A 22,195-nucleotide genomic window follows, 5' to 3' on the forward strand; every position below is an offset into this window, starting at 1 on the left:
TTACTCTGCTCTCATCTCCGGAAGGAGCAGTCATGTCAAAAAATCTTTGGCAGGGGGCTTGGCGTGGAAATCGACCTGATGGCGACGTCCATAAAAGAGCCAGAAATATCATCACCCCTTCCGGTGGGATCGTTCGTGGAAAATTTCCCAGTCGTAAGAACGGGCGGATGGTTCACCACGAAGGTTTGCTTGAGCTAGAAGCAATTTATCTTTTCGAAACTTCGCCAAATATCGTTCGGTACCGTGAGCAACCGGTCACTATCCACTATCCAGATGAAACAAGGCTACGGCGCTATACGCCGGATTTCGAGTTGGTGTTGACCACCGGTGAAATCATATTCATTGAGGTCAAGCCGACACGTAGCCTTCAACATGGTGATGTACAGCACAAACTCGATCGTGTAGCCGAATACATGCGCCGTTCGGAAACCGCTTTTGTCATTTTGACCGATCAAGTTATCCGACAAGAACCGCGCTTATCAAATCTCAGGTGGATTTACCATCGAGCTTCACGCGTCCCTCCTTCTTCGGACGCGCTTGCTGTTGCTATCAATAAATATCGCAACCAGTTTCCGTTATCGCTTACGGCAGCCGCGAATTTGTTCGATGTCGGCGGTATCGACCCTTACAGCTTGTTGTTAGCTGGACATCTTCGCTGTTCCTTGGAACAGCCTATTTCGCATGAAACCCTTATAACAATTGACTTGGAGGCTGACAATGGCTGGTTTTGCATTGCACAAGAACACGGTTTTTGATTGGAATGGTGCTGAATATCGAATCGCTCGGCTTCAACCCAACGGCGAATTGCTGATCGAACGTGTTGCCGATGGCTGTTTGTCCATCGTCACGCGGGAGACGATGTTAAACGAATATGGGGAGGGCAATGTTTCCGCGAAACGGTCTCAGCTTACCATAAGGGATTCGGCGCCATTATTTTCGCGACCTCTGGATGAATTATCCGAAAGCGTCCGATGTGAAGCCTTACGTCGACGCCGCTACATTGAACATATATTGGGACAGGGTGCTCCAGTTTTCACAGCGACTTACCTCAAACCGTTGATTGAACAAGCTGCGGCTGAAATGGGTGATGATACGCCACCCAGCGCAACCTCTGTTTATCGTTGGTTCCGGCGTTACCGGTCGACACATGATACCCGAGCGATGATTCCCCGTACCGATCTTCGTGGGCTTAAGAAGTCGCGGCAAAATGATCGTATTCTTCAACTCGTATCCGAGGCAGTAGAAGAGGCGTTTAAAGTATCGCCGCAGGCTTCCGTCCCAACTATTTACACCAAATTCCTGGCCAAGCTTGAAGCCGAGAATGCGAGGACGTCGCGGAATGAAGAGATCAAGCCGTTTACGATGCGGACGCTTTATCGGCTGCTTGCGAGAGTGGGGGCTTACGAAATTGCGCTCCTCAAAGAGAGCAAGGCGGTGGCCGATAACCGCTTTAGGATCGGCAAAACCGGCGCGAAAACATCCCGTATCCTGGAGCGGGTTGAAATTGACCATACGCCGCTTGATCTGTTCTTAATCGACGAAAAAACTTGGCTACCGTTAGGTAGGCCAACCTTGACCGTGATTATCGACCACTATAGCCGAATGTTGCTTGGCTACTATTTGAGTTTCGATAGTCCTTCGACTGCTGCGGTAATGGGCGCACTTCGGCATGCAATTCTGCCCAAAAATCCGGCTACGGCCGTGATGCCGTCATTAAAAACCGAGAATCGCTGGCCTTGTTACGGATTACCCGAAGTTTTAGTGGTCGACAATGGGTTGGAATTCCACAGCAACGATCTGGAAAGCGTTGCTTACGACTTGGGAATCCGTATCCAATATTGCCCGAATCATGAACCACGATTCAAGGGTGTGGTCGAGCGCTATCTCAAAACGATTAACTATTTCTTTGCCCATCAACTGCCGGGTACCAGTTTTGCCAAGTTTTATCTGCGCGGCGATTACGATTCGCAAAAGGCGGCCCTGATGACCTTTGCCGAATTCAATCATATCTTCGAAAAATGGCTTCTTGATATTTATGCCCAAGACAGGCATCGTGGGATAAATACCACGCCTTGGGCTCGATGGCACGAGGGCATTTCGCATTACGAACCGGTACTTCCCGACGATTTACGCACTTTGCAGCGCCGTATTGGCTTAGTGGCTGAACGGTCATTGCGTCGCGACGGGATTTTTTTAAACGGTATCCGTTATAGCTCAGATGAACTCGGTCCCATACTGCGAGCCTTTGATGAAGGCGTTAAAGTCCGTGTTGTCTATGATCCGGAAGATTTGGGCGAAATTCAGGTATGGGGACCTAACGATGCCGAGCCTGTGGCGGTGAAAGCACTCGATTACGAGTTTGCTAAGGGGCTGACCGTCAAACAGAACGAATTTATTCGCCAACAGTTGCGTGAGCAAGGTTTAGCCGCAGTTGATCGTATCGCCCTTGAACGGGCACGATCTGATTTGTCACGATCGATCGAAGAATTGATGACTAATCGCAAACATGTGGCCAGACGTCGTAGCGCCGCTTTACGCGGCATTAGCAGCAGCAAACCCAGTGGATCGGAAACCCCAATCAAAAAAGCGGATACCGCTGAATTACCGAAGCCTCAAAAACTTAAATCCCCCAAATTATCTGACCAAGGATCGGAGCCGACGGCGCCGGACATCATCACTTCATTCCAGCTGAAACGCAATTCTGGAGAATCAGAATGAATTTCAAAGAGATTTTCGACGAATTACAACGTTTTGATGAAGAGTACATTCCTTTCCCACCCTTTGTCGTCGCGGTCGATGCGGTTAAAGCGAATCTTGCGCTGTTTCGCGAGACGGGCATCGCTCAGCATTTGCTGGTTCTTGGGGAAAGCGGGGCTGGAAAAAGTAGTATTTGCCGATGGATCGAGCAGCAATATCCCAAGGTTACCTTGCCGGACCGGGATGTCACACCGGTACTGATCGTGTCGGTCCCTTCGGCAGCTACTATATCGAGCGTGGCCTCGGCTCTTTTAGAAAAACTAGGCGATCCGGCTGCTACCACCGGTACAGTTTCGGCGAAAACCTCTCGGGTCATTACGTTATGTAGGGCCTGTCGGGTGGAAATGATCTTGTTCGACGAAGCCCAACATATTCACGACCGAGGCAAAGCTACCACACATTACATGGTAGGCGACTGGTTAAAATAGTTAATCGATCAGACCGGTATTCCAACCGTGTTTCTTGGCTTGCCTCGTCTCGAACAAATCTTACAAGTCAACGAACAACTTCGGCGGCGCTTTTCCCGGCGAATTCGCTTAGCTTTGGGCCAAAGTGATAAGAGTTCCATCCACGCCGAATGCCTCCAGTTGTTTCGTTCGCTGGGGTCTTGCCTACCACTCCCCTTGATGTGTGGCCAGTTTGGGTGGGATGAACTGGGTATGCGCTTGCACTACGCCAGTGATGGCCGTGTTGCCTACATTAAGAAACTCTTGGCCACCGCTTTGAGAATCGCATTGGAAACGGAAGTGAAGGAGATTGGGCCACAATTGCTGGAGCAAGCCTTCACCGAGGAGCTTTGGTGGGAGGGCGTGGGCAAGCTGAATCCTTTTAATCCGACATTCGAGTTTCGCCGCCTGGATCGGGGTAACGAGCCGTTCGAATCCGGTAATTTCAGAAGTGCTCGTAAACGTCGTAAGGAGGCGGTATGTTGATTCCGTTTAGTGACTACCCTGTTAGTCCTCAATTGGAGCAAGTGAACCGCCCCGGGATTATCGGAGGCTCCAACTTATGAGAAGATGGAGCTATGAAAACGAAAACAACAAATCATTATTCACCGGAGATTCGGGAACGAGCCATTCGCATGGTGAGCGAGCATCAGAGTGAATACGCTTCGGAATGGGCGGCTATTCAGTCGATTGCCGCCAAGATGGGTTGCACAGCTGAAACGCTACGCCGCTGGATCAGGCAATCGCAAAAAACCAACGATGAGGCGAAAGGTTCGATCAGCAGCGAATCGGAACGGATCAAAGCGCTGGAGCGGGAAGTTCGCGAATTACGCCAAGCCAACGAGATTCTGCGCAAGGCGTCGGCTTATTTTGCACAGGCGGAGCTCGACCGCCCGTTCAAACGATGAACGCCTTTATCGATGAACATCGCGAGGCTTATGGGGTCGAGCCAATCTGCAAAGTATTGCCGATTGCCCCATCGACGTATTATCTGCACGCAGCACGCGCCGCTAATCCTGAATTGCGCTCAACCCGGGCCAAGCAGGACGAGGCTCTAAGCCAGCAGATTCGCCGAGTTTGGGATGAAAGTTTCCAAGCCTACGGCGCCCGCAAAGTCTGGTGGCAATTGCAGCGCGAAGGCTTGGCTGTGGCTCGTTGTACGGTGGAACGCCTGATGCAGCAAATGGGACTGAAAGGGATCGTACGCGGCAAAACGGTGAAGACTACGATCAGCGATGCCGACGCGGCTTGCCCTTTGGATCGCGTCAACCGGCAGTTCAGTGCCGAGCGTCCGAATGCGTTATGGGTGGCCGATTTCACCTATGTCAGAACTTGGCAAGGCTTTGTTTATGTGGCCTTCGTGATCGATGTCTTCTCCCGCTATATCGTTGGCTGGAAGGTCTCTGCCTCAGCGCACACCGACTTTGTACTGGATGCGCTGGAGCAGGCGTTACATGACCGGCAACCCGTGCGTGACGGCGGCCTGATTCACCATAGCGATCGCGGCGTGCAGTACGTGTCGATTCGCTATACCGAACGTCTGTCAGAAGCTGGCGTTGAGGCATCCGTGGGTAGCGTCGGCGACTCTTATGACAATGCTCTGGCTGAAACCATCAATGGCTTGTATAAGGCCGAGCTGATTCATAAACAATCCTGGAAGAATCGCGAAGCCGTCGAACTCGCCACTTTGACCTGGGTTGACTGGTTTAATCATCGACGCTTGCTAGGGCCAATTGGTAATATCCCTCCGGCAGAAGCCGAAGCAAGATATTATCAACAACTTTCCGAGTCGGCTATCGCGGCATGACTCACAACAATCAGCCTCCGACAAACCCGGGGCGGTTCAGTAACGGACTGGTAGATTTTCCGGAGCCCGGCGGCGACGGTTTTGCGGTCTTTCCAGGACACGAAACGCAAGGAATTGCGCACCCTATGCACGATACAGAGTTGGACTTGTGTGCTTGGGAAAGCGGCGGCGATCGCTTCCGGAAAACCGGTTAAGCCATCGACACAGGCAATGAGCACATCCTTGACGCCGCGGTTTTTCAGTTCGGTCAGGACCGACAGCCAGAATTTGGCGCCTTCATTTTCGGACAGCCACAGACCCAGCAACTCCTTTCTGCCTTCCAGGGTGACGCCGAGCGCCAGGTAAACGGCTTTGTTGATGACTCGCTTGTCCTGCCGGATTTTGACGACAATGCAGTCCAGATAGAGGATAGGATAGAGCGCATCCAAGGGTCGGGATTGCCACTCGATCACTTTGCCCAGTACCGCTTCCGTGACATTAGACACCAGGGTGGGCGAGATATCGGCGCCATAGAGTTCGCGGAAGGTTTCGACGATATCTCGCGTGCTCATGCCCTTGGCATACAAGGTCAGAATCTTATCGTCAAAATGACTCAAGCGGGTTTGATGCTTGGTGACCAGCGGCGGCTCGAAGCTGCCGTTACGATCGCGTGGGGTGTCAATCTCAATGACCCCGTGTCCGCTTTTCAGCTTTTTTGTGCCATAACCGTTGCGACTATTGCCGGAACCATAGCCTTCGGGAGAAGGCTTGGCATACCCTAAATGGGCATCCATTTCGGCATTCAGCGAGGCTTCTACCGTGATTTTCAGTAAATCCTGAGTCAGTGCCGCTAAATCACGCTCTGACTTAACGCCACGGGCCAAATCTTGTCAAGCGGCAACCATCGTGGGGTCTTTAATAATATCGCTCATTTTCTGCTCTCCTTGAGAGAAGTTTACTACACTGAAAATAAGCGGTTACACGGAATTATTTACACCCTCCAACTGGCGCCTCTTTTGGACAATTATTATGATTTGGTTCGCTATGGTGCGGATGTCTTTGTGGAGCAAGTACGAGTCAAAGAGCCTGCCCGCCGACTATTGAGTAGCGATATTCCTTTGCTGCATCAAGAGCTGCTTGATGTCCAGGAAGCGCAGCTAATTGCTGACGCACTGTAAACGGAGATGATGGTGGGAGAGCCTGTTGTCCAATCAGGTGAAGAAGCTGCTAACTCTATTCTTGGAAAGCTGCTTAGGAGAGCTGAAAACGCTTTGGCTAAGGATGCTTCTCGTGCCATATCATTAAGATTATCAGATAAATCAGTACCGGAGTATTGGCGGTTGCAGCGACACAAGGATAAATTGGAGTGTAATGCCGTACTGAGAGCCGCTGAAAAACAGGGATGTATTAAAATTGAATGGGACAAGCGAGCGGATGAGAACTCTCAAGTTGAACGGGTGCTTTTGCTTGATGAAAACCTGCTGGCGAATTACCTCGGGGTAGTGCCTCGTTGGGTATTGATTGAGCAAGCTTCTCGAGAGTTTGCCTCGAATCTTGATCGGTACCCATTATTGGAGCAAGTACTCGAGAACTGGCGATATGGTTCGCAAGTACGTAATTCCAAACCAGGAGATTTTGAGGTATGGATCAGCGCAATTCGGGTTATTGATTATTGTAGAAACAAAATTGGTGATGATATTCCTATTCGTCGCTTAAGCGCCTCTCTTTTTAGTAACAGTAAACGTTTAGAAACACTGGTTCCTTACATTGACTCGCTTATCCAAAATGACTTGCCAGCCTCTATTCGAGAAGCTGAAGAGGTTTTTAGCGAACTCGGTTTAGTTAAGTTTCCACCCACTTTATTGCTGGCTGGAGATTTAACGGTTCTATATGGCCAGCAAGAAACTAAGGTATTAAGGCCTTATATCGGTTTGGCACCGAAGGAAATAAAGGCTATTAAGGGGGAAGTATATTTTTCATATTTACTGACAGTTGAAAATCTAACGACATTTCACGAGTTGGTGTCCCAACGGCCTCAAGGAGCTATTGTTTTTTATACAAGCGGAATGCCCAGCCCATCTTGGAAAAGGGTGTATAAATTGTTGCTTCAAGAGCTACCACGGAATGCTTCTGTATATCACTGGGGAGATATAGATGGTGGCGGATTTAGAATTGCTAATCATTTAGCAATGTGCTGTTCAGATGTGGGTTTCGATTTGAGACTCCATTGCATGACCGCATCTTTGCTGCCGGCTGATATAGCCATAGCACGTGATTTATTATTGGCTGAGCGAATACAAATTCAAAATATCTGTGAACGATGGAGTTGGGGAAATGAGAAAGACGGATTAGGAACAGTGGCGATCGAACAAGAGGCATTGCCTATTGTATGGCCAGCGACGTAGTATTCAGTTCATTGGTAAGTTTTCAGAGTTGAAAAAAAATTTTCATTATTAGTGGCACAAAATCCGAAATTTTTCATTTTTTGTGTCAAAAGCGAGTATAGGGTATGACACAAAAAATGAAATATCACTTTAAAATCAATCGACCATTTTTCATTAATTGTGTCACCCGACATAACTGTCGGTTGTCAGATCTCATAATTTCTGAAAAAAATCTCAGAATTTATGAAATGGCTAAGTGATTGGTTATGGTGCAAGAGTTTATTGGCTGTTATCGACCCCTCTGGTTCAATGGCAGAAATTTGTCCCTAACCTGACATTATTGCTAATCATTAATAACACATCAAAAAATCCAAATCTGGCTCTGCTAAGGTCATGTCGCATAAGTAGAATGCGGGAATAAAGCAATTGCGTGGTAACTGGAGTACTTTTTGGGAAAGAAATCTAGAGAAAAGAGAGAACGTAAAGAAGCTCAATCAATAGCTTCGTCTCACAATTTTAATAAGTTATTTCAAGATCAAAAAAACAATCTTCATTCGAGGGCTATCGAACGAAAGTTCGCAGATCAAGTCATAGCTGTGCGATCAATTTTACAGCGTTTTGATCAATTCGACGCTGCATTGGCCATCGCAATATCGGACCTGTGGCCTGTCAATGCAGCGAGCCCGATCAAGCACATCCTCGCCTTGTCGATCCTTGTCGGGATGGAACACTCTTCTAAAGATAGACAACCAATTACTACCTATGAAGAATTCAAAGCATTCACTGAGGCTCTCATTGCGGCATGCCCAGACTTTCCGATGCTGGAGGATTATGTTCCCGAAATCGATTGGAGCAAAGTCCGGGTGCTGCTAGACGATGAATTCGTACCTATGTTCTACGGAAGTTGCATAGAGCGAACCCCTGACTTTGTGGAAGCCTTCAGGATTACCCATGCAGACAATCTGCTGGCCTTGGCTGATATGAATCTCGCCATCGCGATTCAAAACCATGTCATACGCAGCATCCCAGAACTTGCTACTCAACCTGAGCCCGCCGTGACGGCCGGATACATCGAGGTACCTCCCTCAGAATTTTGGATCTCTTGTCAGGAGACGCTCCTCAGTGCTCAGGCCGAGCTCAAGGATCGGCGCACAAAATCAAGCGGCCGACTTGATATCCAGATTGGCGCCTATCAAGCGCCGCTAGAGTACGACGCGTTCGGCGATGCTTGCCTGCAGGGTATCGCTTTGCCGTTTGCTGGAATGGTGTTCAACGATCAATGGATTCCCATAGGCGTCCGAAATGCACCGGGCAATACCATTGATGTCTGGGCTAATCGAGCTAAGCCTATTGATTATGCGACACACAGGTCGTTGGCGGGGTTTGTGCAAGAGCGCTTCCGGCACGTCGTTCCCGGTCCTTTGCGAATCTGGATTGAAGATCAGGAGTTCGATTTTTCAATAAGCTGCGTCATCTCAGATACTCGCCTCTGGCTGATTGTCTGCTGCTCACATGCCACAGTCTCCGTTGTAAAACAACATGCTCAACAGGCTCTATCGGCAATGAAGCCTGGTAGAAAATGGGGCTTTAAACATGTCCATGGCCCACGCTCAGTTATTGCCAACGAGGACGGCCAAAGTCCTTCTGCTAAAGATGTTAGTTTACTGTTGGTGCTTACAATTGCAGGCACCACATTTGGAGCATTGGATGCGCCGAAAAAGCCAATTCGTTTGCTGCCGCTGGCAGACCTGATTACTATCTTTGACGCCATCAAAGACCTTGATGAACTTGAAAGATTCTGGACATACGTCGATACACAGGATGGGTTATTAAATCCATTCTCAAGAGGAGCGGTTGATCTCTTCGCATCTTTTCGTGACTTCAACGAAGTGCTGGTCGAGGGTGCAGTAACGCCTACATTCATTTCGCTTGATCCCAGCTGGGGCAGTAGCTGGAGGTATAAGAACCTCTCGACCTTCTGGGAAAATGCCCCTCGGTACTTCCCTGATGGTTCCATCGGATGGCTTCTCGATAAGAACGCAAGCGGCGTGATCGAAATGTGCTCACGCCATGATGATTCTCTCGCCTACTCGGTCGAGATGGCCGATTGCACTATTCAAGTCGTCATGAACATTGACCATTCCTTAAGTTTGCTAGAGAACCGACTACTTGACCTATTCGTCCAAGCGCTCTCGGACTGCTTACAGCAATGTCGAAACTTGGTGTTCGAGCTGGCGTTGTTTGAGCGTCGACATGTAGTTATTCAATGTGAGACCGATCGCGCGTGCAGGTTGGATGAATCTACAATGCCAGATGCTGCCTTAGCGCGGACCCCTATCGTTACGTCGTGCGACAAGTTATCGGAAAGCCCATTAAAATTGCGGCTTCGGGTGAATGTTGCAGCAGTGCAAACGGGGCTCAATGAGGCGACGACAGCCACATTCGAGATTGAAAGCCTTATCGAGACCCTTATGACCATCCATCACGTCTGCGGTTGGCAACTGGCCGAAGACGTTCTTGCCCAGATTCGAGCTACTGCTACTCGACCGGCTCGATATTGTTTGAGTGTAGTTCAACAGTCGGTTGATGCGCTAGAGTATGTCGATCCGATCATCCCGACGCTAACGGATTACAAACTGGCCCGACGGCATCTGGCCGTCAGCATGCGCAAGCTTGGGTTCGCCCCAGGCCGCTATGAGCTGAAGGAGGCAAAAGAACGGATTGATGCAGGACGGGAACACCTCCGGCAACACATAGACGGGTTGATTGCGAAGCACGAGCCCAATGAGTTAGTCCGCAACTGTATTGAGCAACACGAGGCATTGTTGATCAGCGAGCGCCACAGGGTGATGCGCACGTGTCAGAGCCTGATGCATGAGGTCGACTATGATCGCCATGAGGCGGTTGCCGGGGCACGCAAGGAATTTGGTGGTAATGCCCGCCACTATCGCTACCTGCTCGAAAAGGCACTGAGCTCTCCGCAACGGACCGGCCGAGAGCCTATCGATGCGAGCCTTCTCCGATCGCTCGTCGGATTCGTTGACTGGTATATGGTCCTTGCGGAGGCAAGTGACACCCTTCATAACGGTGTGGATGTCGGTGGTGTAGAGATCGATGAGTCCTATCTTCCCCAGATCTTCTATTCCCCTGATCATGAAAACCGTCAAGCTACCTTTGAACGGGAATATGCTCGGTGGCAGCTGGGTATTGGAGTAATTGAATCTGACGCAGTTGTGGGCGATCTTGCTGAGGACTTGGAGAACCCCAGGCTACGCCAAGCGTTCCGGCAAGATGCCGGCTTCGAGCTCAAACACTTACTTCAGTGCTTGATCGTGCTGTCTCAGCCCATTCGGCATGAGCTGGCGACAAAGCCCGCGCTCTCTTACGTAGCTTCCAGCCAGGTGATCCATGAGGCAATTTTTTCTAGCCTTGAAGGGGCCACTTCGGCAGATTGTGAGGCCATCGTTCAGTGCCTCACTTTGTCCGCAGTCGACATTCGCCGTCTACCGGGACGCAACACTGACGAAAGTGACGTACCTTTCTGGGAACATATCAAACGTCTGCACCGCTACACCATTCGGCCTCTAGTGCCAGATGGTGGGATGCTTCGTTGGGGTGCGGAGGGGGCTAGCCGCGCACTGCATATCTGGTCTAAGTCAGTTGTCGACGGCTACCTACCTGCCGACCTTCCCTGGCCTGCGGTCGAGCGCGAAGTACGATTGATCAAGGAACGCATCGAGAAACAGCTAGAGGTTCGGACCTAGGAAATCTTCCGCAGGTTTACGCAATATGTCATGCGGGGCGTGGACTTTTTCCATAGATTCCCAGGTGAACATTTCCCAGATGTCGGCGACTTTGACGTTTTGGCCTACTGGCCTTTCACCAACACGTTGGTAACGGTGGAGTGCAAATACAACAAGCCTCCGTTCAGCGTCAAAGATTCTAGGCGACTCAGAGATGAGATTTTTGGAAAGGATGAAGCGGATAGAAAAGGTCAGTTCAGCAAGATCGCCCGACGCCGCGACTTCGTGAAGGAACACCGATCACGTATGCTCGAACTGCTGAAGTGGCCGCCTGCCGTGGTGGCCGAGGGACGCGATGTGGAGATGTATGTAAGCCGCGACCTGCATTGGTGGATGGTCCACCCACCTTACCCTGTTCCGACTGAATTTGTCAGGGTAGATTCTCTGGATGATTGGCTCAAGAGCGAAGCTTGGTCACAATAAGCCTAGTCGCATGAATCCGAGCACCTATTGATGCAGCCGTACGAAAATAGAAGCTAACTGACTGGAAATGGCCGAATTCAAGCATTCGAAATTCGGCCAGCTTGATGCGAGATAACGATATGACGGATCAACGATCCGATACCAATCTGGCAGATGTTTTTGCTTTGAAACACCTATTTATAATACAGCCTTTGCCGCAGTTTATCGGCATCGTGATGATCAACCGGGTAGATTTCCGAAGCGTCCAGCAACTCAATAATCCTTGCCGAGCTGCGTTCCGAGTCTTCTGCGAGCTTGGATAGAATGACATACTCCTGTTTAAATTGCCGGATATGATCCGGAAATATTAGTCTGGCATGACGCGAATCCGTTTTGTGATTCAGATACCCTCGATTTACCAATTGGTAGCCAAACTCCTCGTTGCCCCCGAGAATCTTGGCGGCTTCCGTAACCGGCAGAGCATCCGCATTGGGACGCAGTTGGTCCAGCCAAAGCGGCAAATTCCGCTTTATCCAGAAATAGATCCCGGATTTCATAGCGTTCGTTATCGGGCTTTCGGACAACAAGCTGTCCGGCCACAATGGCCTTGATCACCTTGTAGAAACGGTATTTCAATATACGTCTCTGGATTTGATGCTGCATGATTTGCAACACGGCCGCACACGCTGCCCCCAAATTGATATTTTCGATCAGGGATTTCAGCTCCAAGCGGGAATATTGCCACGTCGAACAATAGCCCTCGCGGGGAGGGATCTCGAATTTAAAACAGCCGCTGTTTTGCAACAGGGCAAATTGGGCTTTCGTCACGCCCAGAAGTTGCGCGGCCTCCTGAGCCGTTATCAAGCCTTTCAAATGCGGTAAAACTTTTTCCAGGTCCGGGCGATAAATCGCGCATTTGGTATACTCCTTCCGGGTGCGCTCATGATGTACATTGACTTGTTTATCGGTGATGGCCCGGTTTAACACCGAAGGGGCCAGGTCATATTTCTTGCAGGCCCGGCTGAATGGATACCACAGTTGCACTTTTTTAGCATTCGTACTGAACAAGGTATGTTTTTCCGTAATGTCGCGAATCAGATGCATCGTGGCGTATCGTTCAACCACAGCTTTCAGAGGCTAAAAGGCGGATCCCGGAAATTCATGGAAGAACTGCCGGTAAAAATACACCAATCTTTTCTGCTGAATGCCAATGAAACTGGTACGGTTGATAACCGATGCTGGCACCGGACGCGCTTCCGCGTTTATCAAAAGTTCAAACAAGTCTGAAGTGGGCTGTGCTTACCGCTTTCAATATCTATGCGCGGCAGATTGACAATCAAACTAAACAACCACCTGCTAAAGCAGGTGGGTTCGAGTAACGGACTGAAAGTCCGGATACGCGTCGACTCAACGACGCGTCTTAATCCGGCTCCATCTTAAAATTATCGTTCGGGTTGGGTTCAAAATGATGCTCCAAATAATCTTTGATCATCTCTTCCTTCATCTGCCCTACTGTGGCGCAGAAATACCCTCGCGCCCAAAAGTATTGCCCCCAATAACGCTTCTTCAAATGCAGAAACTCTTCAAAGAGATAACTCGATGTCCGACCCTTGATGCGCCTCATTATTTCGCTCGGTGCCATAGTCGGTGGCGCACTTACCAAAATATGCACATGATCTTTACTTACCACACCTCGGATGATCCGAATCTCAAAAGCTTCACTGGTCTGCCGAACCAGTTCTCTAACTCGCTCGGCAACCTCGCCTTTCAAAACTTTATAGCGGTATTTCGTCACCCATACAAAGTGATACTCGATCTGAAAAACCGTATGACTGCCGTATCTGTATTCCATAGCCCACCTCTCTGGCCGCTATTATCGCTGCTAAAGCTGACCGGCTAAAGCCGGTGGTTTAAACCTTATGATGGAAAATTAAATCGATAGGTCGGGTTGTTTTGACAAAGCCAATTTACACGTTTATTATACGTATAAATTGGTTTTGGAGAAAAGGTATGGCACTCAAACTCAAACAGTACCGAATTCAGGCCGGGTTGACGCAGGCCAAACTGGCCAAGGCTGTGGGCGTCTCACAACCCAACTACCAACGCTGGGAGTCCGGCGCGTCTTCGATTCCGGAAGACAAACTTAATAAATTGGCCGAGGTATTGCAGATCGGTGCGGATGCTTTGTTGGGCAGACACCTTCCTATCGAGGCAGGGTTTTACGACGAATCGGTGGGCGAAGATCTCAATTATTACGGTGAAGTCGCTGTTTACTTTCACAGTGGCGGAAAGCCGTTGTTACTTTCGATCTCGGATGGCGCGTTTTCACGCCTGCATCAGGATTTGCAACGTAGCCTCGCATTTGTGACCGTTGAAAGTTTGTCGAATCAGACCGTCATCATTCGGACGCAGGCGATTGCCGACCTGTATTTTTCCAGCGAAGCCTATGACGATTACGGTCTCGAACATGGTCATTACGAGGATTTTATTCAGTTGCAGATGCCCGATGCACGCGATTGGGAGATTGTAGAGGCACTGTGCTGTGACGATGAGAATGGTTTGAATGAATTCGCTCCCGAAGACGTACGGCGAGTTTCAGAGCGCATCATGATTACGGACGATCAATATGGCAAGCTCGTGGCCGATGGGCTGATTAAATCGGAGGAACTGGAAAGCGAGAAAGATAAGAATCAAAAGGAAACGGATAGGATATTTGACTTGGCAATGAAGCTGACATATCAGCTATCAAGCGGACAACGGCGTAGTGTGGATGCTGTTGGAGCTGAGGCATTGTTTGAGGCCTTTTACCCGTTGGTGGATTTTGATGGTGAGCTGGATAATGATTTGATACGATTGCCCATCGCAGGTTGGCATCGCATTGTTTTTATCAATAAGAATGCGCTCGATTACGTTATGTTGCCGACACATCGTTTCGACCAGGGGCGAATGGAAATGGACGCAGAGATGCTTGATGAACTGGAATAGCAAGACGGGTTGCCGGAAAAGAAAAAATGACAGGCCGCATGTGCCAGGTATTTGGCCCATAAATGTCTTTACGAGCCGGCGCTTGAGCTTCAGGATCATCCTCGGTCTGCCGCCCGAAACCGAGACTCCGGCACCGAGAAACCAGGCAAACTGCTGAGGTTTCTGGCAGAAGGTGCCGGTAAACCGTGGTCTTGTCAGTATCCTGAGGCCATCTGGTGATCCTCCCTGAAATTGCGAGATTTCGTTAGATTTTTATCTTTAAATTATGAGATTTTTTACGAAGACCTAAATCTCATAATTTCTGAAAAAATCCCACAATTGTGAAATGAATATCTGGATGTCCGACTGGCGGGAACTGGGGAGCTGCTGCGCCGCTCTGCATGACATCGCCGGACTGATCGAGCTGGCGAGCGATTACGGGGACACCGGCGATGCTGTTCCCGTGAACTGATTGGTGACAGGCCAGCGGCGGCCTTGCTAACCCTGCTTTATGGCGCGGCCTCCTCCCACGGATTGATAACTTCAAGCCCGGGTCTCAAATGAGCTGGTGTCGCGCGTTGCCACCATCAGCCCGTGTGCGGAGGCCGTAGCCGCGATATAACCGTCTGCCTTACCGATGCTTACCCTCTTCCCTCGCCCGCGCCATCAAGTCGGCATAGGCTTTTGAAGTATCCAGATCGAAGGCTAGCACGCGGCCTGCAAAGGTCGGCAAAACTTCATACTCTAGCCGTTCCTGGTAGATCGTGCGCCGCTTGCCCTCGGGCATTGTCGCAAGGCCATAGCGCAGCTCGGCCACCGTGGCGGCAGACAGATAGAGCGTTTCGTTCGACGGCCTGGGCATCAATCCAAGCCTGCACGTTGGGATTCGGCTCGACCTTCCACAATTCGGAAAAAACGTTGGTATCAACGACGATCATTCAAACCTCATCGGCTCGGCCGGGGTCTTGTCACGGAACTGGTTAAAGTGCTCGGCATCGGTCAGGCCGCCGGCTTCGCGAGCGATGGAAACCAGCAAAGAACCGAGCTTGACGCGCTCGGGCGGGCGAGCGACGTTTTCCAAAATGTCACGAATCTCGGCCTCGGTGCTGCGGCCGTGATGGGCAGCTCGCACGCAAAGCGCGCGATGCACGGCATCGGGTAAATTTCGTACGGTCACATTTGCCATGTGTCTCAATGATTGCATGGTAAGTTGTTTGCTATCATCGCGCAAGCGCATGGAACACAGTCGCAAAAGTCCTCAATGATGCGACATGCCGCCGACACCGCCCTTTTCCTGGCGTTAAAATGTCGTGTTTATTGAAGATTTGGGCTGATTTATGTTTTAGGCCAAAACGGATAATTTCTCACCGCTGTTTTTAGCGAAATGAATATTATGAAGTGGGTAATCAGCCGTTTAAGGCAAATTTTGGGACACGCCGGACTTTGATCTTTAATAGATGTCTAATGATCATTCGAAAAATTCAGATTCTCCAGACAATGCCCATCCTGAATCTCGGCTATTAAACGACATTGCTCTTGTTCCTCCTGATGGTATTACTGACGATTGATCACATCATCGATTGAGAAATCCATGAAATGATCCTGTGCCATTGTTCAACGTTCAAAAATGGCTTTGCGACTTCAAGTAATCGTAGCAAGCGTGCCTGCTCATCAGCTTCCGGTAACCAATCGTCGGGGTCAATTGATTCCTCGAACGGTTGGCCGCGAACAACGGCATTTAGAACCATATCGGCGATTGCACGATAATGGTCGGCGGTATAGACCGATCCTGGCGGCAGTTCCAGATGATAGGGTTCCAGTCGCGACCGCGCGTCGAAAATACCGGTGTCACCCAACAAAGGCCGAGTGTTCATCAAAGTCTCGCCAGCAAGTTGATACGGCCCCGGCGGACGACCGGCAAAACCCTCAAATGTCTCTGCAAAATGCCAGTCGCCCGTACCTTCGGGCGCCGGGATGTTCAACGCCGTCAGGCCGGTCAGATAATGCTCTTTCGAGGTTTTTGGGAATGTCCGGGTTTTAACGGCTAAAAAGGTCATAGCGTTATGCTCTCATGAACAGTGATATCGGACGCCGCGTCATTCTGCGCTGTGGCAACCCGTTCAACAGTCAACAAATCGGTCTCAAACTCGCAACGGCACGATCCAACCAAGATATACACCGATTCTACCAGAAGTAAGCACATCCAAGCTTTGGCCGCCTAAATCTATCCCTGACAGTTCTTCCGTTATCCAACTCATTTCGTTCCTAATCTCCCCGCAAATTATCCGGTCATACTGCTAGAATTTGAGTTGTGTATAACGGGATGGGCTAACCTCAACAATAACAATCAGTAACGATCAACAACTCATTAGAATCGTTTATCATCCCAAATATATCCATTCGCTTCAAATTGACTGACTAGTAGATTCCCAATTCCTGCAACAACTCAATAATCTTTGCCGAACTGCATTCCGAGCCATCTCTCCCAAACTTGGATGAAATGAATTTAGGCCGCCACCGTCCAAACCCGGTTGAAAAATCGGTGATCCCGTCCAAACAAAGCAATCATTATTCTTGTTTTTAATAAGGTTTTTGTGTAATGTTCGACACCCGGTTATCCGCCAAAATCGGTCCAAGACAATTCCGACCGAGCAAACCTCGCTTCAGACCGGTTCGAGATTTTTTGGACGTAAGCGTCTCCGTACCGGAAAAAGCTTAAGGAAACTCTGAATAAGTCCTACGCCTGGGATAAAATATCCGCAGCTTGCCATTTTCGATAGGTGCCCGCCATGAAGCAACTCGGACTCAGTGCCCCACTGTTTGTGAAGAAACCGAAACAGACTCGGCGGCAGCAATTTCTCCAAGAGATGGAGCAGGTAGTGCCTTGGAGTTTGTGGGCGAGCCGGATAGCGCCGCACTACCCGACAGCGGGCCGAGGCCGCCGCCCCTTTCCCTTGGCGACGATGTTGCGCATTCACCTGATGCAGCAGTGGTTCGGCTATTCCGATCCGGCGATGGAGGAAGTATTGCACGACATGCCGCTGCTGCGCGAGTTTGCCGGGCTCGATGCGGGCGAGGACGCCCTGCCGGATGAAACCACGATCCTCAAGTTCCGGCATCTGCTGGAACGCCATCAGTTAGCACAAACCCTATTTGATGAAACGGCGGCGCTGTTGGCCGAAAAAGGCCTGTTGCTACGGCAAGGCACGATCGTCGATGCGACATTAATCGCTGCCCCGCCGTCCACCAAGAACCGGGCGCGCAAACGGGATGCCGAGATGAGTTCGACCAAGAAAGGGAACAATTACCACTTTGGGATGAAGGCGCACATTGGGGTCGATGCCGAGTCGGGGTTGGTGCATACTGTGGAGATGACCACCGCCAAGGTGGCGGATGGGGTCATGACGGAGGCGTTGCTGCACGGCGAGGAACGGGTCGTGCTGGGCGATCGGGCCTATACCCGCAAGGACCGGAATCTGGCGGCGGATCGCCTGGAAGGTGAGCCGGTTTGGGCCTTTCCGTTCAAGCGGGGGAAGGGTGAGGAGTTGCCGGTAGAGCAAGCCCTTCACAACCACATGCTGGCGCCGTTACGCGCCATGGTCGAACATCCGTTCCGGATCGTCAAGCGCCAGTTCGGCTATACCAAAGTGCGTTACCGGGGGCTGTTCAAGAATGCCCAACAACTCTACTTGCTGTTTGCCCTGGGCAATCTTTATCACGTTCGGCAGGCGCTGCAGCCGACCTAGGGAGACCTTTGTCCTTCGCCCTGGAAAACCGAGAACACTGAGTGAAATCACCCCGATAGCGGGCGCTGCCGGGAAGGATTTGCCCATTTTCGGCGAGGTGCCACGGATGTCGCACGGTGTCGCTTATAAAAACCACTTATTCAGAGCTTCCTTAAAATCATTATTAATGATTTTACCGGTTAAAACATTGTTAACCGTTAAAATACGTCTATCATTTTGATAACGGAAATCAGTCTTTTATAAACTGGATAAAATTCAAATGCGTAACATCAAATTGTTCGATTCCGGCGAACACAAATTCATCCTGCTGAATGAAAGCGAACCCGGCGAAGAAAGCGGGATTCGCTCCAATCAATATCTCATCGTGCATGAGGACAGTGGCGTGTTGCTCGATCCCGGCGGTTTCGGCGTGATGCCCAGCGTATTGACCGAATTGTTGCGCTATATCAAAACCGAACAGATCTGTGCGATCATTCTTTCCCATCAGGATCCCGATATCGTGGGCGGCTTGTCCACCTGGCTGGAACTGACCGATGCGCCGGTGTATGTATCGAATATCTGGATGCGTTTCCTGCCCCATTACGGTATCGCCAGCATGGCTCAATTTGTCGGCGTCCCCGATGCCGGGAAACAATGCACTATCGCGCCCGGGTTTCAACTGCAGCTCGTCCCTGCGCATTTTTTACATTCCGAAGGGCAGATCAATGTCTACGATCCGCTTGCAAAAATTCTGTTCACCGGCGATATCGGCGCGGCAATGCTGCCGGTCGATCGCGAATATGAATTCGTCGACGATTTTGCAGCGCATTTGCCTTTTATCGAAGGCTTTCACCGCCGTTATATGGTATGCAACAAAGCCGCGCGGCTTTGGGTGGAAGCCGTATCGAAGCTGGATATTGAAATACTGGCACCCCAGCATGGGCCGATTTATCGAGGCCAGTCCGTCCCCGATTTTTTGAATTGGTTCAAGGAGCTGAAATGCGGCGTCGACCTGATGACGCACAGCGGCCATTTCGCGATGGGGAACTGGAATGAATAGCGTTAAAGACACTGCGGCTTATCCTCATCATATCGAGGATTTACGCATACGCTTGATGAACCAGCTCTTTTCCCTGCTGGAAAGCCAAAGCCGGACGCGGAGCTTCGCTTCGTCCATCAGCACTTTGGTCAAACGCCTTCACGGCAAGGGACTTGAAGAATTCGAACGCGGTTTGGCGCGTATCGACGATCCATTAACCGTCGAAATGTTCCGGAATGCGATTACGGATTTTCGAAATCTGGATCTGGCATTCGATAAACTCGTCGATGAACGTCAGCGGCAATGGTATAAAAACGGCAAATACCTGAAGCAGGTGATCGACGAGCTTACCGAAACGACCGATTACCTGGCTTCGATTCTGGTCGAAAAAAGCCTGCTCGAACGGCAGAGCCAGGTTCTGGAAAACATCATCCTTTCGCACGAAAAAGTTTCGCAATGGAAGGAATTCGTTCAGGAAATACTGGCCGGATTCCACAAGATTTTTCCATTCAATTTTTTTTTCATCGCGTTTGCCGAAGAACACGGACTGTCGTTGTATTTCTATTACATGGGCGAATACAAGGAAGAGGAAAAGCGCCAGGTCCGCATCCAGCTCGGCCAAAAAATGCTGCGGCAGCTGAATTTACCGAAGGATGTGCTTCTCGACATCGAGGAATACCAGATTCCGGGCCACCTTCGGACCGCCGACCTTTCCGATATCAGGATGCTCACCGTGCCCGTTCCCGACCACGCTTACGGCCTGGATGGACTGCTCGGCGTTGCCTATGCTTCGGTCAATACCCTGACCGCGCAGGAACGGACGATCATAAGATCACTGCTCTCGGTTATGGTCATGGTGGTCGGGTCCAGCAAGGTGTTGAGCAGAACTTTGTCCGAACTCGAATACTATTCGGTCCACGATCCGTTGACCGGCATTCATAATCGCCGTTATTTCAACGAAATGCTGGAATACGAAGTGGGGCGTTCGTCGCGTCATCACCATCAGTTCGCGGTGTTATTGCTCGACCTCGATGATTTCAAGGAGATCAATGATACCTATGGCCATCCGTTGGGCGATGAAGTATTGAAGAAAATCGCCGAATCGATCACGTCCCACCTGCGCAAGGGCGATATCGCCACCCGCATGGGCGGCGACGAATTCGCGGTCATTCTCCCGGAAACGCCGCCCGAGGGCGCCAAAATCGCCGCCGAGTCGATTCGGGCCAATTTGGAGAGCCTGGCTTTCAAATCGCCGAACGGCAAGGATTTTCACGTCACCACCTCGGTCGGCATCGTCAGTTATCCCAGGGACATGCAGACTGTCGAGGATTTGATGTCGGGCGTGGATGTCGCGCTGTACCAGGCAAAAGGTCTGGGTAAAAACGAAGTATGCGAGTTCGATGCCGCCGCGCATTTAAAGCAAATCATGCGCGACAGTCGCTCCGTCGCCGAGGAATTGCGCCGGGCATTGCGCGAGGAACGCATTCAGCCCTACTTCCAACCGATCGTCGATTGCAAAAGCGGCGAAATATTCGCCTACGAATCGATCGCCCGGCTGCTTGAAACGGACGGCCGCGTCACGGTAGCCGGCCAATTCATCGAGACAATCGAGAAATACGGAATGGGACGCGAACTGGACCGGATCATGGTACGGAAAGTGATCGAAGCCAATCGGCAGATCATTCATTCCCAAGGCAAACCCAAACGCTTGTTTATCAATTTGTCCGCCCAGGAAATCCAGGGCCGGGGCATTTTAGGCTACGCCGAAGAATTGTGCGCTCAGTTGGAAGTGCCGCCAAGCAGCATCGTGTTCGAAATTCTCGAGCGCGACGCGATCAGCGATATCACGCATATGGGCAAGTTCCTGACCAATCTCCGGAAAAAAGGCTTTGCGTTCGCGCTGGACGATTTCGGCAGCGGCTACAATTCGTTTCACTATCTTCGGGAACTGCGTTTCGAATATGTCAAGATAGACGGCGCCTTCGTACGCAATATCCTCAACTCGAAAATCGATCGGGCCTTGGTGCACAACCTGTCCCGTTTATGCCAGGAACTCGATATTTTGACGATCGGCGAATTCGTCGAATCTCAGGAAATCTTCGATCTATTGAAAGACATGGGCATCAACTTCGGACAAGGCTTTCATATCGGGCTGCCGCTGAACACTTTATGAATCATCAAACCAAAACACAGTTCATTGCGGTGGCTTCCATCACCTCTGAATTAACCGCCGTTATATCGATATCGAAGGAAATTTCATTGGCTGCCGCAAACGCCAAAGCCATCGCATTCCGTGCCGGAGACAAAGCCAGGGGATTTCAGCCGATTACCGATTTCATCAATGATTTGGCGAAAGAGATGATACAAAATATCGAGATTATCAACGAACTGGCAACATCATTATGCCGGATAACGATCAAGGAATATCGAAAAACGGAAGCTTTCAATAAATTTGAATTGATTACCACCACGTGCGGCTCGGCGGTTCATGCCCATTCCATGCAAAAACCCTTGGCCGACGCGAAGGCTATAGTACAGAATTGTCAGCTGCAATTTAAGCGCGACGTCGCCCTGCTGATGGATCATCTGGATACAGTAACGCAACATGCCAAAACGGCAGGAATTATTGCGACATACTCCAGAATCGAAGCGTCTCAGGCAGGCGAATACTTACAAAGTCTGCAAACCGTATCGAAAAGCGTGGATAACGCCGCCCGCAAAATACACGACCATGTACAACGCTGCATCATAGCCCTATCCCGGTTTGGTTCAGCCAACAAATAAAAGCTTGCCGCCCGTTGCACGGGTAACGGGTCGTCTTTCGAACTTGGGCGCCGACCTCGGTCAGGCCTTATCGGACATACATTATTAATCTGCCAAAAACAGAGC

At 50.4% G+C, this 22,195-nt stretch carries 20 protein-coding genes, 1 pseudogene and 1 other annotated feature; of the genes and pseudogenes, 15 read left to right on the forward strand and 6 right to left on the reverse strand.

Annotated elements, in window-relative coordinates:
- Nucleotides 1–32 precede the first annotated feature (32 nt).
- The 5 genes from CC94_RS0107050 (at nt 33) to CC94_RS0107070 (ending at nt 5,010) form a co-directional block, all read left to right on the forward strand.
- Nucleotides 33–755, forward strand: coding sequence for a TnsA endonuclease N-terminal domain-containing protein (locus CC94_RS0107050; RefSeq protein WP_031430340.1), 723 nt, complete (start codon nt 33–35; stop codon nt 753–755).
- Nucleotides 718–2,718, forward strand: coding sequence for a Mu transposase C-terminal domain-containing protein (locus tag CC94_RS0107055; RefSeq protein ID WP_031430341.1), 2,001 nt, complete (start codon nt 718–720; stop codon nt 2,716–2,718). The genes CC94_RS0107050 and CC94_RS0107055 overlap by 38 nt, the downstream gene beginning before the upstream one ends.
- The gene (locus tag CC94_RS24580) at nt 2,715–3,185 is read left to right on the forward strand and encodes a TniB family NTP-binding protein (protein ID WP_245549429.1); all 471 of its coding nucleotides are present in this window, start codon (nt 2,715–2,717) and stop codon (nt 3,183–3,185) included. Before CC94_RS0107055 ends, CC94_RS24580 begins: the two co-directional genes overlap by 4 nt.
- 231 nt (nt 3,186–3,416) lie before the next feature.
- Nucleotides 3,417–3,689, forward strand: coding sequence for a hypothetical protein (locus CC94_RS24585; protein ID WP_245549430.1), 273 nt, complete (start codon nt 3,417–3,419; stop codon nt 3,687–3,689).
- Nucleotides 3,690–3,781: 92 nt separating this feature from the next.
- Nucleotides 3,782–5,010 (forward strand): IS3 family transposase gene (locus CC94_RS0107070; protein ID WP_169740946.1). Its coding sequence is split into 2 segments (ribosomal slippage): nt 3,782–4,073 and nt 4,073–5,010, totalling 1,230 coding nucleotides; the frame shifts between segments, so codons are not numbered across the junction.
- Nucleotides 4,066–4,182, forward strand: a sequence feature (AL1L pseudoknot). (Overlaps the previous gene by 117 nt.)
- Nucleotides 5,011–5,045: 35 nt before the next feature.
- Here CC94_RS0107070 and CC94_RS0107075 read toward each other — a convergent pair.
- Nucleotides 5,046–5,873, reverse strand: a pseudogene (locus CC94_RS0107075) (IS256 family transposase); the annotation flags it as partial.
- Nucleotides 5,874–5,876: 3 nt separating this feature from the next.
- Between CC94_RS0107075 and CC94_RS0107080 the strand changes: the two are divergent.
- The 4 genes from CC94_RS0107080 to CC94_RS22195 all read left to right on the forward strand — a co-directional run bounded on the left by CC94_RS0107080 (nt 5,877) and on the right by CC94_RS22195 (nt 11,599).
- Nucleotides 5,877–6,167, forward strand: a complete 291-nt coding sequence (locus CC94_RS0107080) for a hypothetical protein (RefSeq protein ID WP_031430343.1) — start codon at nt 5,877–5,879, stop codon at nt 6,165–6,167.
- Between the two features lie 9 nt (nt 6,168–6,176).
- Nucleotides 6,177–7,394, forward strand: a complete 1,218-nt coding sequence (locus CC94_RS0107085) for a Wadjet anti-phage system protein JetD domain-containing protein (protein WP_245619714.1) — start codon at nt 6,177–6,179, stop codon at nt 7,392–7,394.
- Nucleotides 7,395–7,822: 428 nt separating this feature from the next.
- Nucleotides 7,823–11,137: a hypothetical protein gene (locus CC94_RS21285; protein WP_051911389.1), complete on the forward strand. Its 3,315-nt coding sequence runs from the start codon at nt 7,823–7,825 to the stop codon at nt 11,135–11,137.
- Nucleotides 11,138–11,167: 30 nt separating this feature from the next.
- Complete coding sequence (locus CC94_RS22195; RefSeq protein WP_051911391.1) at nt 11,168–11,599, forward strand: hypothetical protein; 432 nt, start codon at nt 11,168–11,170, stop codon at nt 11,597–11,599.
- A 318-nt stretch (nt 11,600–11,917) separates the two neighbouring features.
- Here the strand turns inward: CC94_RS22195 and CC94_RS21290 are convergent, their stop codons facing one another.
- Both CC94_RS21290 and tnpA read right to left on the reverse strand, forming a co-directional pair.
- On the reverse strand, nt 11,918–12,682 hold the full coding sequence (locus CC94_RS21290) for a hypothetical protein (protein WP_005368396.1): 765 nt from the start codon (nt 12,680–12,682) through the stop codon (nt 11,918–11,920).
- Between the two features lie 316 nt (nt 12,683–12,998).
- On the reverse strand, nt 12,999–13,430 hold the full coding sequence (gene tnpA / locus CC94_RS0107100) for an IS200/IS605 family transposase (protein WP_005368400.1): 432 nt from the start codon (nt 13,428–13,430) through the stop codon (nt 12,999–13,001).
- A gap of 158 nt (nt 13,431–13,588) precedes the next feature.
- Between tnpA and CC94_RS22205 the strand changes: the two genes are divergently transcribed.
- Together CC94_RS22205 and CC94_RS25025 are read left to right on the forward strand one after the other, a co-directional pair.
- Nucleotides 13,589–14,563 carry a helix-turn-helix domain-containing protein gene (locus tag CC94_RS22205; RefSeq protein WP_005368402.1) on the forward strand — a complete coding sequence of 325 codons (975 nt, stop codon included), beginning with the start codon at nt 13,589–13,591 and terminating at the stop codon, nt 14,561–14,563.
- Nucleotides 14,564–14,888: 325 nt separating this feature from the next.
- Nucleotides 14,889–15,014 (forward strand): hypothetical protein, encoded by a 126-nt coding sequence (locus tag CC94_RS25025; RefSeq protein ID WP_005368404.1) that lies wholly within the window; start codon nt 14,889–14,891, stop codon nt 15,012–15,014.
- Between the two features lie 159 nt (nt 15,015–15,173).
- On the opposite strand, the gene CC94_RS24590 is transcribed toward CC94_RS25025, so the two are convergent.
- From CC94_RS24590 to CC94_RS0107125, 3 genes are all read right to left on the reverse strand, one after another.
- Nucleotides 15,174–15,404 carry a PIN domain-containing protein gene (locus CC94_RS24590; protein WP_245549432.1) on the reverse strand — a complete coding sequence of 77 codons (231 nt, stop codon included), beginning with the start codon at nt 15,402–15,404 and terminating at the stop codon, nt 15,174–15,176.
- Between the two features lie 72 nt (nt 15,405–15,476).
- Entirely contained in the window at nt 15,477–15,728 is a 252-nt protein-coding gene (locus tag CC94_RS0107120) for a FitA-like ribbon-helix-helix domain-containing protein (RefSeq protein ID WP_031430345.1), read from the reverse strand.
- 382 nt (nt 15,729–16,110) lie between these two features.
- The gene (locus CC94_RS0107125) at nt 16,111–16,599 is read right to left on the reverse strand and encodes a hypothetical protein (RefSeq protein ID WP_005368407.1); all 489 of its coding nucleotides are present in this window, start codon (nt 16,597–16,599) and stop codon (nt 16,111–16,113) included.
- A gap of 732 nt (nt 16,600–17,331) precedes the next feature.
- Here CC94_RS0107125 and CC94_RS0107130 point away from each other — a divergent pair.
- The 4 genes from CC94_RS0107130 to CC94_RS0107145 all read left to right on the forward strand — a co-directional run bounded on the left by CC94_RS0107130 (nt 17,332) and on the right by CC94_RS0107145 (nt 22,090).
- Nucleotides 17,332–18,288 carry an IS5 family transposase gene (locus tag CC94_RS0107130; RefSeq protein ID WP_005369880.1) on the forward strand — a complete coding sequence of 319 codons (957 nt, stop codon included), beginning with the start codon at nt 17,332–17,334 and terminating at the stop codon, nt 18,286–18,288.
- A 259-nt stretch (nt 18,289–18,547) separates the two neighbouring features.
- Nucleotides 18,548–19,327: an oxygen-binding di-iron domain-containing protein gene (locus CC94_RS0107135; RefSeq protein ID WP_005368408.1), complete on the forward strand. Its 780-nt coding sequence runs from the start codon at nt 18,548–18,550 to the stop codon at nt 19,325–19,327.
- On the forward strand, nt 19,320–21,479 hold the full coding sequence (locus CC94_RS0107140; RefSeq protein WP_005368409.1) for a putative bifunctional diguanylate cyclase/phosphodiesterase: 2,160 nt from the start codon (nt 19,320–19,322) through the stop codon (nt 21,477–21,479). Before CC94_RS0107135 ends, CC94_RS0107140 begins: the two co-directional genes overlap by 8 nt.
- A complete protein-coding gene (locus CC94_RS0107145) occupies nt 21,476–22,090 on the forward strand; it encodes a hypothetical protein (RefSeq protein ID WP_031430346.1) in 615 nt (204 codons plus the stop codon). The genes CC94_RS0107140 and CC94_RS0107145 overlap by 4 nt, the downstream gene beginning before the upstream one ends.
- The last annotated feature ends 105 nt before the right edge of the window (nt 22,091–22,195 follow it).

This window comes from Methylomicrobium agile (assembly GCF_000733855.1).
GTDB classification, from domain to species: Bacteria; Pseudomonadota; Gammaproteobacteria; order Methylococcales; family Methylomonadaceae; genus Methylomicrobium; species Methylomicrobium agile.

What these genes read in the sequence shown, in the direction of transcription:
- CC94_RS0107050 (WP_031430340.1), top strand. Translation starts at nt 33, where the DNA reads ATGTCAAAAAATCTTTGGCAGGGGGCTTGGCGTGGAAATCGACCTGAT.
- CC94_RS0107055 (WP_031430341.1), top strand. Translation starts at nt 718, where the DNA reads ATGGCTGGTTTTGCATTGCACAAGAACACGGTTTTTGATTGGAATGGT.
- CC94_RS24580 (WP_245549429.1), top strand. Translation starts at nt 2,715, where the DNA reads ATGAATTTCAAAGAGATTTTCGACGAATTACAACGTTTTGATGAAGAG.
- CC94_RS24585 (WP_245549430.1), top strand. Translation starts at nt 3,417, where the DNA reads ATGCGCTTGCACTACGCCAGTGATGGCCGTGTTGCCTACATTAAGAAA.
- CC94_RS0107085 (WP_245619714.1), top strand. Translation starts at nt 6,177, where the DNA reads ATGGTGGGAGAGCCTGTTGTCCAATCAGGTGAAGAAGCTGCTAACTCT.
- CC94_RS22195 (WP_051911391.1), top strand. Translation starts at nt 11,168, where the DNA reads ATGCGGGGCGTGGACTTTTTCCATAGATTCCCAGGTGAACATTTCCCA.
- CC94_RS21290 (WP_005368396.1), bottom strand. Translation starts at nt 12,682, where the DNA reads ATGCATCTGATTCGCGACATTACGGAAAAACATACCTTGTTCAGTACG.
- tnpA (WP_005368400.1), bottom strand. Translation starts at nt 13,430, where the DNA reads ATGGAATACAGATACGGCAGTCATACGGTTTTTCAGATCGAGTATCAC.
- CC94_RS22205 (WP_005368402.1), top strand. Translation starts at nt 13,589, where the DNA reads ATGGCACTCAAACTCAAACAGTACCGAATTCAGGCCGGGTTGACGCAG.
- CC94_RS25025 (WP_005368404.1), top strand. Translation starts at nt 14,889, where the DNA reads ATGAATATCTGGATGTCCGACTGGCGGGAACTGGGGAGCTGCTGCGCC.
- CC94_RS24590 (WP_245549432.1), bottom strand. Translation starts at nt 15,404, where the DNA reads ATGCCCAGGCCGTCGAACGAAACGCTCTATCTGTCTGCCGCCACGGTG.
- CC94_RS0107120 (WP_031430345.1), bottom strand. Translation starts at nt 15,728, where the DNA reads ATGGCAAATGTGACCGTACGAAATTTACCCGATGCCGTGCATCGCGCG.
- CC94_RS0107125 (WP_005368407.1), bottom strand. Translation starts at nt 16,599, where the DNA reads ATGACCTTTTTAGCCGTTAAAACCCGGACATTCCCAAAAACCTCGAAA.
- CC94_RS0107130 (WP_005369880.1), top strand. Translation starts at nt 17,332, where the DNA reads ATGAAGCAACTCGGACTCAGTGCCCCACTGTTTGTGAAGAAACCGAAA.
- CC94_RS0107135 (WP_005368408.1), top strand. Translation starts at nt 18,548, where the DNA reads ATGCGTAACATCAAATTGTTCGATTCCGGCGAACACAAATTCATCCTG.
- CC94_RS0107140 (WP_005368409.1), top strand. Translation starts at nt 19,320, where the DNA reads ATGAATAGCGTTAAAGACACTGCGGCTTATCCTCATCATATCGAGGAT.
- CC94_RS0107145 (WP_031430346.1), top strand. Translation starts at nt 21,476, where the DNA reads ATGAATCATCAAACCAAAACACAGTTCATTGCGGTGGCTTCCATCACC.